General features: G+C 59.5%; 12 protein-coding genes and 2 pseudogenes. 3 read left to right on the top strand and 11 right to left on the bottom strand.

Features of this window, described 5'->3' with window-relative positions:
* Positions 1-12 precede the first annotated feature (12 nt).
* A complete protein-coding gene (locus E4S58_RS18180; RefSeq protein WP_205965423.1) occupies positions 13-96 on the top strand; it encodes a VPLPA-CTERM sorting domain-containing protein in 84 nt (27 codons plus the stop codon).
* 12 nt (positions 97-108) lie between these two features.
* On the opposite strand, the gene xrtD is transcribed toward E4S58_RS18180, so the two are convergent.
* Positions 109-1713 (bottom strand): VPLPA-CTERM-specific exosortase XrtD, encoded by a 1605-nt coding sequence (gene xrtD / locus E4S58_RS17745; RefSeq protein WP_136637812.1) that lies wholly within the window; start codon positions 1711-1713, stop codon positions 109-111.
* A 237-nt stretch (positions 1714-1950) separates the two neighbouring features.
* On the opposite strand from xrtD, the gene E4S58_RS17740 reads away from it, so the two are divergent.
* Entirely contained in the window at positions 1951-3510 is a 1560-nt protein-coding gene (locus E4S58_RS17740; protein WP_136637811.1) for an oligosaccharide flippase family protein, read from the top strand.
* Between the two features lie 54 nt (positions 3511-3564).
* Here the strand turns inward: E4S58_RS17740 and E4S58_RS18175 are convergent, their stop codons facing one another.
* Positions 3565-4110: a transposase gene (locus E4S58_RS18175; protein WP_420821290.1), complete on the bottom strand. Its 546-nt coding sequence runs from the start codon at positions 4108-4110 to the stop codon at positions 3565-3567.
* Positions 4074-4163: pseudogene (locus E4S58_RS18170) on the bottom strand (hypothetical protein); the annotation flags it as partial. The pseudogene E4S58_RS18170 and the gene E4S58_RS18175, both read right to left, overlap by 37 nt.
* Positions 4164-4291: 128 nt before the next feature.
* Here E4S58_RS18170 and E4S58_RS17730 point away from each other — a divergent pair.
* A pseudogene (locus E4S58_RS17730) lies at positions 4292-4895 on the top strand (IS5 family transposase).
* Here the strand turns inward: E4S58_RS17730 and E4S58_RS17725 are convergent.
* The 8 genes from E4S58_RS17725 to E4S58_RS17690 are packed head-to-tail and all read right to left on the bottom strand — an operon-like array spanning position 4892 to position 13392.
* The gene (locus tag E4S58_RS17725; protein ID WP_240789605.1) at positions 4892-6580 is read right to left on the bottom strand and encodes a hypothetical protein; all 1689 of its coding nucleotides are present in this window, start codon (positions 6578-6580) and stop codon (positions 4892-4894) included. The pseudogene E4S58_RS17730 and the gene E4S58_RS17725 sit on opposite strands and share 4 nt — an antisense overlap.
* The gene (locus E4S58_RS17720) at positions 6577-7383 is read right to left on the bottom strand and encodes a glycosyltransferase family 2 protein (protein WP_136637809.1); all 807 of its coding nucleotides are present in this window, start codon (positions 7381-7383) and stop codon (positions 6577-6579) included. Before E4S58_RS17720 ends, E4S58_RS17725 begins: the two co-directional genes overlap by 4 nt.
* Complete coding sequence (locus E4S58_RS17715; protein ID WP_136637808.1) at positions 7380-7778, bottom strand: GtrA family protein; 399 nt, start codon at positions 7776-7778, stop codon at positions 7380-7382. Before E4S58_RS17715 ends, E4S58_RS17720 begins: the two co-directional genes overlap by 4 nt.
* Positions 7779-7814: 36 nt before the next feature.
* Entirely contained in the window at positions 7815-9374 is a 1560-nt protein-coding gene (locus tag E4S58_RS17710; RefSeq protein WP_136637807.1) for a hypothetical protein, read from the bottom strand.
* Positions 9371-10534, bottom strand: coding sequence for an FAD-dependent oxidoreductase (locus tag E4S58_RS17705; RefSeq protein ID WP_136637806.1), 1164 nt, complete (start codon positions 10532-10534; stop codon positions 9371-9373). The genes E4S58_RS17710 and E4S58_RS17705 overlap by 4 nt, the downstream gene beginning before the upstream one ends.
* Entirely contained in the window at positions 10534-11577 is a 1044-nt protein-coding gene (locus E4S58_RS17700) for a glycosyltransferase (RefSeq protein WP_136637805.1), read from the bottom strand. The genes E4S58_RS17705 and E4S58_RS17700 overlap by 1 nt, the downstream gene beginning before the upstream one ends.
* Positions 11570-12415, bottom strand: coding sequence for a sugar phosphate isomerase/epimerase family protein (locus E4S58_RS17695; protein ID WP_136637804.1), 846 nt, complete (start codon positions 12413-12415; stop codon positions 11570-11572). Before E4S58_RS17695 ends, E4S58_RS17700 begins: the two co-directional genes overlap by 8 nt.
* Positions 12412-13392: a Rossmann-fold NAD(P)-binding domain-containing protein gene (locus E4S58_RS17690; RefSeq protein ID WP_136637803.1), complete on the bottom strand. Its 981-nt coding sequence runs from the start codon at positions 13390-13392 to the stop codon at positions 12412-12414. The genes E4S58_RS17695 and E4S58_RS17690 overlap by 4 nt, the downstream gene beginning before the upstream one ends.
* Between the last annotated feature and the right edge of the window lie 683 nt (positions 13393-14075).

Raw genomic sequence — 14075 nt, 5'->3', positions numbered from 1 at the left:
ATCACACTCCAGATGCCCTCCGTGCCGCTACCTGCGGGGCTCCCGCTGCTTTTGATGAGTCTCGGCGGGCTGATGACGCTGCGGCGCAGGGGCTGACAGTCCCCTCAGTCAGAACGGCAGGTACTGCGGCAAACGAGACAACCCCCGCTCCATCAGCTTCTGCAGCCGCGCTTCCGCCAACGCCTCGCTCTCACCCGGGGCAATCGGCGTCACGAACCGAACCAAAGCCCCATCCGTCCGGCCGCGGGTAAAGCCGTCCTTCAGCACTGACAGCTTGGCCTTGAAGTCGTTCGTCATCCGCTTGCCGCGCTGTTCGAACCAGTAATAGACCAGCTGCTGCGTGGTGCCGTTCTGGATCACCGCGCGGTTGACCTCGAAGCTGCCATAGGCGGTTTCAGGAAAATCGACGCGCTTCTGCTCAAGTGAGAAGATCTCCCAGCCGCCGGCGGGCAGGCAGACTTCGGGGGAGTGGATGCCCTGGCCCTCGGTCTGCTTGTTGTAGAAGGCGATGAACATGTTCACCGGCGCAAGCTCGGCGTGGGAGACGAAGGTCGCGTTGAGATAATCGTCGGCCGCCAGCACCTCTTCGATGTCGGGCTCCAGCTTGCGGGTGGTCGAGGACCAGTCGCCGAGCCGCGAGGGGAAGAGGGTGAAGCTTTCGCGCTCGACCGGCTCGGGGTTGCCGCTTGGGCCGATCAGCCAGACGGCGCTGACCATGGCCGTCACCAGGGTGATCACCGCCAGCGCGCGCGAGGGCTGGATCTGGCGGACCCAGCCGATGATCGGGCCAAGCCCGCTGGTGTCCAGGTCGATCGCCTCGGACAGCGGCCGCGGCTCGTCGGTCAGCTTCTGCAGGGCCCAGGCCATGGCGAAGAGGATCGCGATGCAGGACAGGAAGATGATCCAGCCTTCGAAGAAATGCAGGAAGCCTTCGGCCTGTTCGATGCCATAGCTGTTCACCAGCACGCCGATCATGCCGATCCGGAAAGAGTTCATCAGAACCGTCAGCGGCGCCGCCGCCAAGAGCAGCACCGCCTTGTGCCAGACCGGCCCGCGATAGAGGATCGCGAAGAGATAGGAGAACGACAGGATCGGGAAGAGGTAGCGCAGCCCGGAACAGGCCTCGGCCACCTGCAGCTTGTAGACACCGAGGTCGATGATATTGCCCTCGAGATAGACGGAGACGCCCGCCATCCGCACGAACCAGACCCCAAGCTCGGAGCTTACGCCCTGCAGGTAGGTCGTCAGCTGCCAGTAGACGAACTGCGGCAGGGGCAGCATGAAGATCAGGTGGAACACCGGCAGCATGTGCAGGCGTCCGCGCTGCCAGCCAAAGAGCGTCAGCACCATCCCCGCGACCCAGACGATATAGGCGTAGGTGACGATATCCGGGATCCGCGCCAGGTTGCCGACGCTGGCGATGACCAGCGCCAGGACGGTGACCCAGATCCCGATGCCGCGGTCCGTCACGGTCGCGGGCAGGGGGGGATACTGGCGCAATTCCCTCAGGAAGAGGTACATCGAGATCACGGGGATCAGCGGCCCGTGAGAATATTCGGCTGTCGACCAGGCCTGCGCGAGCGAGACGAAGCCGATCCAGAAGATCGGGATCGCGGCGAGGTTCAGGGCCACGAACCACCAGAAGCCGGGCGTCAGCGCAGCAAGGGACCAGCCCGGGCGGGCAGAGAGGGACGAACCGGAGTCGGCGGGCATGAATGAAGGCTCCGAGAGAAAATCACTTAACGTTGTGCGGACCATAGCCCCAGCCGGGCGATCCGCCAATGCCTCGGGGCCGGGCAATGATCACGTTCCGGACAGGTGCGGCGGAAACACACTGTTGTTTACTCTAGAATGGCCTAGCAGGGCGTGACCGGTGGATCGAGATTGAACTTTCCGGTGCAAGCATAGAGGATCAACTCTGCTGAACCGGACCGAACGAGGCCAAAAAACATGAGCAGTACAGACCACCGGGACCGGCAGGATTCCGATGGAGAGCCCGACGCGCGCGATCTGTTCTTTGATGTTTCGGCCCTCAGGGATGGTTTGTCCGGCACGGCGGGTCATTCGACCATGATGGTGCTCGGATTCTCAATAATGAAGATCCTAATCGCGCTCGGTTCTACCGCCGTCCTGGCACGGCTGGTCCTGCCTGCGGAACAGGGGCTGGCCGCCCTGGCCATCCCTTTTGTCATGGTCGCAGCCGGTCTGTCGGAGTTCGGCCTTGCCCAGGCTGTGGTTCAGCGCCGCCACATCACGCATCGCGAGGTCAGCACGCTATTCTGGATTGGCATGCTGATCGGTTGCTGTGTGACGCTGATGTTCGCGCTTATCGCCACGCCGGTCGCCCGGTTCTTCGACACGCCAGACTTGGTGCCGATCTTTCGGGTGCTATCGCTTTATGTGCTCTTTTCGGTTCTGGCGGCGCATTACGTGTCGATCCTCAGACGCCGCATGCAGATCCGGATGATCGAGGTGTCGGGCTTCGGCGCCGCTCTGGCCAGCGCAGTCTTAGCGGCGGTCGCCGCCTGGATGGGGGCGGGGGCTTGGGCGCTGCTAATCCAGCTTCTGGGGGCCGAGGTGCTGAATTTTGCTACCCTAGCGATTCGATCGAAATGGTTACCTTCGTGGCCTGACAGGGCCTGGAGGCGAGATCTTTCCACAGCCCGTAGCGCGCTTAATTTTGGCGGTTTCCTCGCTGCCGAACGGGTGGTTATGGAGGTGATGCACAACTTGCAGACCGTGCTGGTCGGGCGGGTGTTTTCGCAGCTAGAGGCGGGGCTTTTCTTTCGCTCACAGACCATTTCGCGGATGCCACAGCGGCGGGTGGTGAGCCCGATGTCAGGGGTTTTCCTGCCGACGCTCAGCCGGGTGCAAGACGATCCGGCGGGCTTCCGCGCCATCTACCACCGCCAGGTCTCGCGCGGCAATTTGGTGATCGTGCCGCTGGGACTGATCCTGTGCAGCTGCGCCGATGTCATCTCAGGCTTCCTGCTTGGACCGGACTGGGCTGCTACGGCGCCGATTATGGCGGTGATGGGTGGCAATGTGGCGACGTCCCTGTCGCTGTCCAGCCTGGCTTGGTGCTTGGTCGCAACCGGGCACAGCAAGCAGTTCTTCCTAGCGCGGCTGCTAATAAACACCTTTTTGGTCATCGCCATGGTGCTTGGCCTGCAACAGGGGCTTCTGGGAATGGTGACCTACCACATGATCGCCGCGACTTTCGTCCAAGGGCCGATACTGGCGGTGGTCGCCGTCTGGCTGACGCCACTGACTTGGGGGGCTATCCGGCAAACGCTGCTTGTGGATTCGCTGGTCGCGGTCGCCGCACTTCTGGCCATGCTGGCGCTCCGTGCCACACTCGAGCTGGATATGGTCATTATCGAAGCGGCACTGGCAATCGCGATCATGATGTTGATCTACGCGGTACGGATCGCCTTGAATCCTGGCATTCGGAAAGATGTGCTCAAGGCCCTGCGAATTGGCCCGGGACGGCAGGCCCGTACGCGCTAGATGCGGACTCATAATACCTGACCCACAGTCTCAAGCACGCGATGAGCACCGCAGCTAGATAGTTTGTCGCGGATTTATCTTAAAGGGTGGCGATTTTGCGGAAGTGTTTGGGCGTGTTGAAGAACCGCTCGACGCAGTTGCACTTTCGGTAGATCGCTGGATCGACGGACTGCTGGGTCGGAATGTGTTCCCTTCCGCATGCGCGGCGATGAGATGGAGGATGGCCCGGGCATCGGGGCCTCGGTCGGTGAAGACATCCCCCGGCGACAGCGTGATCTTCAACGGCAGGCCTGATGATCGAGCATCGCGTTGACCTTGGTGCTCAGTCCGCCACAAGAACGGCCAAGGGTATGATCCGCCCCCCCCTTTTGGGGCTGCTGCCTGCTGGTGCGCCCGGATGATCAAGGAGGCGATGAACTGCATGCTGTTGGGCGACTTTTTCGCTTGGGTTTCGAAGACCTCGAGCCAGACACCCGCCTTCGCCCATCTGTTGAACCGGTTATAGACGGTCGTGTAAGGGCCATAGCGCTCGGGCAGGCCGCGCCACGCAGACCCAGTCTTTGGGCGATGTCCGTCGCGCTCAACTTCACCAGCCGCCAGCGTTCGATCTGGCGTCTGTCGGTAAATGTGAGGTGGCTAAATTTGCGTTTCATTCAGGATGTCTTTTAAACTCTTAACATCCTGTCACCATACAAAAGTCGCGTTTGATTTTAGCGAGTACCCTCCGCGCCACCCATAGCACCTAGAATCATTATTATGTATTATTATTGGCAGTTAGTGCATTGCTTCCGCTGCCTTGCCGGGCAAGCCACGGGGTGTGGCGCGAGTGGATGATCGACGGGTTCTGAATGGCATCTTCTGGGCGCCGCGAACCGGGTCTTCGAAAAGCTGGCAGAAAAATCCCCCGATAGCATGCAGTTCATCGCCTCCTTGATCATCCGGGCGCACCAGCAGGCGGCGGCTCAAAAATGTTGGCGGATCAAACCCTTGGCCGTTCTTGTGGTGGACTGAGCACCAAGATCAACGCGATGGTGGACCACCGGGACCTGCCGATTGCGATCACGCTGTCCCCCGGGCAGGCTTCGGACGAGGCGGCGGTCGCTGACCTGCTTGCCGCCCCCGGAGATGTCGTTGCGGATCGGGGATACGACGCCCGCGCGATCCTCGAGCTACTCGTGGCGCGCGGCGGGCGGCGCTACATCCCGACGCAACGCGACCGAAAGATTCAGCGCTCGGTCGGTCCCGCACTTTATCTTCAGCGCAACCTCGTCGAGCGGATCTTCAACAAGCTCAAACACTTCCGGAAAATCGCCCAAAACTACCTTGCCGCAGTCCTTATCCCCTGCTCTTGCCTCTGGGTGAGACATTATGAGTCAGAATCCTAGGGGCAGCGGACCTCAAGCAGAAAGCCGGGACTGCGGACGGTCCGGAAATTGGCCACAGCCGCATAGCTGCACAACCGCGCGTCGAGCTCAGCCTGAAGGTCTGCGGCCCGCCTATCCGTCCCCACCTCGTCCCAGAGCACATGCAGCGCGACGATATGAAAAGGGATATTATCCGCAGGCGCGGCATCCAGAACGAACCGGGCCAGGGGGCGGAAATCTTGCCTGAGCCGCAGCAGGACGCTCATTTTGATCCAGCCGTGTGGATCATTGGCGAGGATCGCCTGCATCTTGTCCGAGACGCGCGTCGCCTCCATCTCCATCCAGTCAGGGTTGAAATAGGCTGGGTCGAGGGGGCCGCTCAGCAGGGAAACGGCAGGGGCATAGCTATGCTGCCCAATCTGGGTGCCCCGTGCCAGCTCCAGTGGAATCATCCGCAGCGCGCCATAATAGGTGATGACCGTGGAGGGCGGTATCTTGGCCAAGGCTGTCACTAGGTGGCTGGTCGCGCCCTCGGCGATTTGCGGCGGCCATTTGCTGACTTCGCGCATACCGTTCGCAGCCAGCACACCGCCCAGCAGCACGGTCCCGGCTATGGCTGGGATTCGCCGTTCGTCGACCCAGAGCTGCAGCAGTGTGCACAGGGCGACCCCGGTAAGGATACTGTAGACTCCCAATATCCAGACCAAGTGGCGTATGGTCGAGGCCGGGTATTTCCCGATCGCCGCAAGGCCGATGAAGACAACGGTTATAAGAGTTGCAAAAAGCATCACCCCTGCCAGTTGCGACTGGGCGGTATCCCGTAGCAACATGACGCCGGTCAGTAGAATGGCGACCACGACCAGAAGAACCGCCGCCGCCTTCAGGGTGAGAAGCTGCCACAAAGCGTCAGCGAAATTCAGCACGGCCGCCAGTGAGCGGGCGCCATAGGCATCTGGAAAGGAAGAGAGCTGAAGCGCCGTGGCATACCGGATCTGCAGATAATATCCGACCGCGAACAAACCCAGCAGCCCGGCGATCAGAACCTCGCGCAGGCACAGATCGCCCTGCCCGAGACGCAGCGCCAAGAATAGGGCGACCACGATGCAGGCGCCGACAATGGTTGAGATGCCGAACAGCATGCCCGCCAGCAGGATAAGCGCGTCGCCAGGACCCAGTGGGGACGTCCGGCGGCGGGCGTAGATCCAAGCGGTGAAAATGGCAAAGCCCGCGATTTCCAGCCCGTAAAACTTAAGCATGGTCGCCTGTTCAAGAAATCTGGGGTGGCTAAGCAGGACAAATAACCCCGCCGTTATCTGCAGAGGCCTCGGGCCATACGCAGCGAGCATGGCGATCAGCACCACGCTCAGCGTCACTGCTACCATGGCGCTGCGCATCACTTCGATGGACAGGCCCGACACGGCATGCAGCAGCAAGTTAAACAGCGGCGGCGCCGCCTGCTGTGCCCTAGGCAGCGGACCAAAGGCTTGAGCCAAGTTATCCAGCGGCGCATTGAGAAGCTGTGAGACCTCGTCGATCCATAGGCTGCGGCCATTCCAGAACTGCAGTTGCACGGCCCCAAAGACCAGTACCAGCCCGAGAAACAGCCAAGGGACCATCGGGAGGATCCCTTTAAAGCGGCCCGCGGCCAAATCGTTCTGCCATGTCGCGTGCGCCCCTTTCAATGACTTCCGCTCATGCCAGGTCATGGGTTGAAATGGCCGAAGGCGGCCGCAAAGGTCTGCCTCAGCATCGACAGCTTGCCCCGCATACCGTCGATTTTTGTCGGCACGGCGGCATTGGGAGGATAACGGCGCTGAACCGGGACCTGGCAGACCTTCAGGCCGATTTGGCCGGCCCGGACCGTCAGGTAGAACAGCAGCTCGTAGCGCTGAAAGATATCCCGGAACGGCTGTACCCGCGCGTCAAGCAGATAGCGCCGGGAATAGCCGCGAAAGCCATTGGTGGTATCGGTGAACCAGTGCCGCCCCGCTAGGCTCAGCAGCGGGGCATGGATGCCACGGTTGGCCAGGGTCCGTTCCAGCGGCGTGTGTTCTGCCACCCCGCCGGCCATGTAGCGTGATCCCTGCACGTAGTCATAGCCCTCCTCAAGCCAAGCCACCATCTGCGCCACCGCCTCGACCCCGTCCTTGCCGTTGCCATCGATGGTGACGATGCCGTCGTAGCCCTGGCGCAGGCACCAAGCATAGGCCATGCGCAGCTGCGCGCTAAGCTTGCCGGGACCGGTCTTGGTAAGCTTGGCGCGTACCCCAACATCGCGGATGAACCCGGCCTCCAGCGATCCGTCGGTCGAACCGCCATCCGCTACCACCACATCCACCGGCAGCGCCGCCGCCTGGATCCGCTGCAACTGGCAACGGATGCGCTCTCCCTCGTTGATCACCGGAATAACCAAGGCGTATCTATGCTGCCTCTCGTCATAGAAGGCCTCATCAAAGCTGGGCAGCTGCCATGTGCTGTCGTCGTAATCGGAATCGCGGGTCTGGGTCATGATTCAGACTTTCCTGAAGCTGTTCCTGCAAAGACCAAGAACTTGCTGAGAGCGAAATTGACAAAGAACGATACCCCGGCGCCGACAATTAGGATTGCCAGTGACCAGTCAGGGCCAAGAGTCCGCTCAAGCGCGGCGACCACTGCGAGGCGCATCAGCAGGGTGGTTAGCGCGGCTCCGAAATACTGCACACCGCGTCGCCCGGACAGCTTGGCATTCTGCTGACGAAAGGTCCAACTCTCATGTAACGCATAATTGCTGACTGCTGCTAGGGTGAAACCGATAGCAGCACAGAACCAGAGCGGCAGAGCCAGTGTAACCGACAGGAACCAAGCAATCCCGATATCAATTAAGACACCGACTAAAGAGACTATGAAAAAACGGATCAATTCCATTGATCTTGCCTCAAATACCATAAGCTGCGGCACCTCTCACCTCGGGACATCAACCCATCCTGTTATTTTGCCGTCGCGGTCGTATGTATCGATACGCCGGATAGCCGGAAGGTCTCCAAGATGTCCGTAAACCCGTTCCAGTGTTAGGAAAGCAAAGCCACAGTAATCGGGATCAGAAGCGATTATCTTACGCAGGGATTCGGGATCGGTCTTTTCGACGATATCACTTTGGAATAAAAGGTTAATATAGCCTCGTACACTCGCTGAAGCACCTAGAAGAAGGCAGGGGCTGTCAAAATTGTTCGAGAAATCCGTAGCGAAGATTTCATTGCGTACGATGGTGGCGGGCCAGGCTCGATGCATTCGGTTATCACGCAGGTAGAGAAACAGGTTGCTACCGACTACCGACAGTAACCCTAAGGTGACTACCAGCCGTCGGTGTCGCCACGATGCAGTCACGCAGATCAAAGTCGTGACCAGCAGCATTGGGACTGCCAGTTTGAGCCGGTCGAAAGGGAATTGGAACGCGTGTTGCAGCATGATTGCATTTTCAATCATCGGGAAGGTCGCAACCAAAAGTGTTAACCAGACCCCGCGGCTCTGCGTTTGCTTCAGGCGCCCGCGCAAGGCCAACCCGGCCCAAACAGCCAATGGTGCAAGAAGTCCGAAAGAAACAATGTAGGCGGGCCATATCCGTAGAGCCGCGCGGCTGCTCGCTCCTCGTGCCTCAGCGCGTTCCAGTAAGGCAGTCAGAAATGCGTCGCCTCCAATTGCCATTGAGAAGTGAACGATGATGACGAGCCCTGCTAGGCCCGATGAAAGTAGAGGTAACAGGGCATCTCCAAGCCGGACCCCCTCCAGTTGCCCTTTCCAGGCCAGCAGGGCAGCGATCGCCACACCGCCAGAAAAAACGAAGCCGGTCCATTCTAGGGATGGATAGCAGAAGCAGGTCAGAGCCAGTAGCGCCCGGGTGCGGTCACCCGCCCGGCCACTAAACATGTGTAGCGTTAGCCAAGTGCCAGAAATCAGTGTGATTTGTGACAGCGAGTGTGGCCAATACACGGCACCATGGTCAAACAGAGTTTCGCGCAGAAGCAGATAGACAGAGGCCACAATGGCAAAGATGCGCCAGCCTTCTGTCGGGGATAGGCGCGACGCTGCGAGCCATGCCGCATTTTTCGCTAGCCCTCCCATAGCAAGTGCGGCCACGAAGCCGAACATACTGTTCAACAAGGATAGTCGTAGGAAATCTAGTCCTTCAGGGATCAGTCGGGACACTACCCAAGGCACTAAAAAACCAAGCGGCGGAAACGAGGTGTAGACATAGCTACCACCCGGCGTTGCCACCGTGGCCCCCCATGCGAAAGGAACTCCACGTGCAGGATCTAGCGTCACCGTAGGCAGGAAAACATGGCTCGAGATTGGTCCATGCTGCAATGCCTCGACGGTCCAGAGTACGTGATAGGTGGCTTCGACGCCTAAGGCGCCCACAGTTTCGGTGAACGTACCGATGCGTAGGATTAGCGACAGTAGGTATACCAAAGCTACCATGAATATGGCGCGGAACGGCGCTGGTACGCGGAACCCCGCTCTCATGCCATTTCCTCACCCTGGCCTAGGACCAGCGAGTCACTGGCGTCGGCAAATTCCGCACTGGTGTGGCGAACAAGCTCGAACAAGTCGTAGATATTGTCGATCTTGCCCCCGAGGATCGAAATGACCCGACAGTCGGCCGGTTTCTGCTGATAGAGGATCGGCCGCCCGTCATCCTGTTCGTTTTTGATCAGCACCGTTTTCACGTCGAAGATCGAATGGCTGTAGCGGCTGTCTGCGAGGCAGGGCATGTAGCGCTGCGCATCACGCAGCATGTAGGGATAGCGCGTTTCCAGACTGCGCCTATCTAAATAAGCATGGGGATCGCGGGTTCTGTCGGCGGTGTCGGCCCAGCTTTCATGCGGCGTATAGCGTACGTGGGTCAACGAATATAGGTTTTCAGATGGGTAGGGCATGCAGGAGAAGAAGGGCCCATCCATGACGGTCACACCGGTCCTCTCCAGTTCCAGTGGGGGCGTGATCAGCGCCAGCTCCGCCAGTTCATGCTTGAGCTGCGCTTCGGGCAGCCCGGCCGACCCCAGGATCGTGTTGATCTGCGAATAGGTGATATTGAAGGCGTAGCGCCCGGTGATTTCCGTGCCGTTGGACAGCTGGACAACGACATCGTCCGGTCGGTCCGAGACCGAAACCACCCGTGTCGACAGGCGTAGATCAATCCCGGAGGCGGAGAGCCGTTCCGACATCAGTCGTTCTAGCACGGAATAGTCGAAAGCTACCTCGAAACAGGCAAAGGCCGCCTCGATCATATGGTTGTCGAACAGGGCCATCTGGTTGGGGCTGGCTGGTTCGATCGGTGCGCCCATGTCCCGAAACATACGGTAGAACTTCTTAGCCGTAACCTTGGAGCGGCGCCGGGCAATAGCGTAGAGCATCTGGAAGTCATCAACCACCGCCTCGGGAAAGTCGCGCAGGAACCGTCGGTGTAGCAGCATCGACTTGACTGCGGTCACCGCAGACCGGGGGTAGTGAAAGCCGGTATGGACCCGCGCTTGGTTGACCCGCGACGCCCGAGTCATCAGTCTGCTTGAGGCCTCTACCAGCAGAACCCGTTTGGACAGGGACCGCAGGTATAGCGCCAAACAACAGCCGTAGAAACCACCGCCGATAATGATGTAATCGAACTGGGTTCGAGCTACGGCCATCAGGGAGCCTGACGCGGCGCGGGCAGCGCCTCGCTTTCCAGTTCGACATTAAGATCAGAGGCGACTTTCCGAAACAAGTCGACCCGGTTGATCTCGTCGCCCACCCGCTCCACGTAGCCTTCGTGGCGTTGGTTGAGAAGCTGCTGCAGGCCGAGGCTCAGCCCAAGCATCGAAAGCCCCATGAAGGCAGCACTCAGGCTCAGCATCACCGATGTGGTCAACCAGCCCGGCGCAAGCGTGTCGACAACGAGCCAGGCTCCAGCGACATAGGCAGCATAGCAGATACCGATCACGGCAAGAAGACTCGACGAGATGGAGACAATCATCAGTAGCGTCGGCGCCAGATAGATCAGCAGTTTCTGCAGTAGCTGGATACGGCGGGGAAATGTTCCCAAGCCGTTGCGCGAGGGCAGGATTTTGTCCACCGTGCGAAAGCTCATCGGGAAGCGCGGATCTCGGGGCGGGAAGCGTAGTGCCAGCTCGGGCACGCTGTGCGAGACGAGCTGATTGAGGAGTGTACGGGGCATGGCAATGCTCTGAATATCGTTGGGATTGACCTTGAACCTAGCCAAGCGCCCTAAAAGGATGATCGGAGTCGCCAGACCAGTCTGGAGGCGGCGGCGCATAATGCGTGTTGTCACGACGATCGAATTCGTTTGTTCCGCTTGCCTCAGCAGCGTCGGCATATCTACATATCCCATCTCGTCGGCACAGCCGATCAGGACGATATCGCCGATCGCCTCTTCGGCAGCGATAACGCGGCGGTCGTAATAGCCACTGCCCGGCTGCGCGGTGAACAGCCGCAGATCCGATACCCGCTCGAGTAGCGGTAGGTAACGATCCCGTACTTGTTCGTCGACGACTAAGATGATTTCGCGGAAGCGGTACAAGGCATCCAGCTGCGTGCTGAGGGCACAGAGCGCCTCAAAGGCTTCCGGAGTGGCGGGCAGATCTGAAAAACAGACCGAAACAACAATGTCCTGGCGCAGGTTCCCCGGTGTGGTGGCTAACGTATCGGCCGTGGCAAGACGACTGTCAGACATGATCCGCCCCCGCAGCTTTACAAGCCGTCACTAGTCGGCAGAGGGCCGCTTCGACACCCCGGAGACCGGTGTCGGGACGCTTCATCTCGATCGAGATCGCCCTGTCATAGCCCTGAGCCTGTAGGGCCCGCAGCACCGGAACAAGCGCCTGTGTCTCGGCGGGGGCTGGGGCGAGGTTGGGCTCGCTTACATGTACATGGTTGAGATGCGGCATCAGACTGGGCAAAATCGCGGGAAGGCAGTCACATGTGCCGTTCATATGTATCGCGCCAAGATCAAGAATCGTGACAATGGCCGGGTGATCGGCCCGTTTCACGAACCCTGTCACCGCCGTGAGTGTGGTGAGGAAATTCGTGTCATAAGCCTCTGGGTTGGCTTCCACCGCGATCACCGTGTCAGCGCGCTGCGCTGCATCGCCCAGCCGTTGGAAGACCTCTGCCGCCTCGTCGAACGCCTGCTCCATGGCCATGTCCTCGGGCACCCGGCGCTGTCGGGGAGAGCCAAATACGAGATTAGGAATACCGAACCGTCCGGCCAAGCCAATAGCCCGGATCATCCCCGCTTCGAAGGCGGCGCGAGCCTCGGCCCCTTCGAACAGCCCTGCGCCGGAAACGCCGAAAAGAAGAGACTGCATCGACACCAAGCTCAGCCCGGCCTCGGCAATCTCTGTCATTGCTGTCCGTGCCACGGCAGGGTCAGGATTGAATGGGTCTTCGGCAGCATGAAAGAAAAGAGCCGGCGCGATCTCAAGCCCGGTCAGCCCGGCCCCGGCCAGCGCGGAATAGGCGGCGCCCCTCTCCTCCGGGGTCCAAGCAATATTTGACATTGAAAGTTTCATACAGCCTGCCGCTCCGCGTTGTAGAAGTCCGCCAGCCGGTCCAGCACATGCCCAGCATCACTCAGGTAATGTCCTTGTCGCCCCCAGAGACCGGCATGCCGGGTCCGCATATCCTCGTGATGAAGGCGCGCTCCGGTTTCAGGCATCGGGCGGCCTGTCAGTCGCTGGTAGATCCGGGCAGCCCCGAGCGGTTCGGAAACAAGGTGGATATGGCTGAGCCCGGCCGCCACCGCCATACCGATATCGGACCAAAGGCGGGTCAAGTCGTAATACTGGTAGGTAGTCTCGGGATTGTGAAATTGGGTAGCCGAAAAGCCCAGGTCGGACACTGCTGTTTCCAGCGCGGCGCGGCGCGGATCGCCGACCAGGGACGCGCGATTGATCTTGTACATACCGGTCACTAGGTCATGGCTGTAAAGCACCCTGAGCCAGCCCGCCAGCGCCGGAGCCAGCGCCAAGGACAGCGCCTCAATCCTGTCAGCAGTCAGCATCGAAGGGACCGGGTTCAACAGGTCGAAGATGAAATTTTTGCGCAGGCCCTGGCCGAACAGGGCGGGCAGCCGGACGATTAGCCCCTGCCTGAAATGGGTTTCGGTAAAGGCCTCCAATTCCCGGCGATGGCGGCCATAAGCCAGATCTTCCTGGAAGGCGGTGGTGGTCTCATCATCACCATTGGCGAAATTCGCCAGAACCGCAATGGAGGAGATGAGGATGAAGCGCCGCGCCTTGAGGCTCGCGAGCCGCTCGATAAGGCAATGGATCTGACCCCGGTCCCGGTCGGGAAACTTATTCGCCTCGAACATCGATCCTGGCGCGGCAGCACAGACCACCGTGTCAAAGCTTTGTCCGGCGACATCGGAAATGGTGCGACTATTGTATTGGGCTGAAAACCCAGCCTGCCGATTAAGGGTTCCGCCGACAAATCCTGTATGGCCGATCAGGCAGCAGCGATCACCAAAAGGGGTGTTACTCATCATGTCTAAACTCTATGGCCGTCAAATTCGAAGCTATCTCAATCTATAGTATCTGCCCCAGCGCCTATATGTCACCGCAACAGCCTTAGAACGCTTGTCGCTTATACTCTGTTTAGGACTTTTCGCCTACTCTTAACCGGAAGCCTCACTTCCAAATCGGCGCTATATTTTGCATATTGTGTTTTTTAGTTGCATTTTCGATTTCTCCCAAAATAATTTCTCAGTCAGCCTTGAAGGCGTGCCAACAAATTTAAGGGCCGGAAAGGCAGGTGACAAAAAGCTCAAAGATTCATCTAAATGTGTAAATTTCCCATATCTTCAAAATCATCAATGGTGATTGAGTTGACCTTCGCATAAGGTCTCCTTAGTTGATTGCTAGATTATCCCTGACCTCGGCGCGAGAAGTGTCGTTGCGAAGCGGCAGGATCTGCCTGGGACAGCCAAGAGGCGAAAGCCGCCACCTGGTGGTGAGGGCAACAGAGCGCCTCCCCGAAAATCGGGCAGTGACGGAAGCTACGACCTGACGTCTGCGGATCTCCAAGAACGAGGAGATCAGAACATGTCGAAACGCAGGAACCATGACGCGGGCTGCAAGGCTCGTGTAGCGCTGGAAGCAGTGAAGGGCGAACGCACCGTGTTGGAGTTGGCCGGGGAATACGGCGTGCATCCGACGATGATCCATCATT

Source organism: Pseudooceanicola onchidii (assembly GCF_004959925.1).
GTDB classification, from domain to species: Bacteria; Pseudomonadota; Alphaproteobacteria; order Rhodobacterales; family Rhodobacteraceae; genus Pseudooceanicola; species Pseudooceanicola onchidii.
Note: the sequence above shows the minus strand (reverse complement) of the source record. Positions and strands in the feature narration are given on the sequence as shown.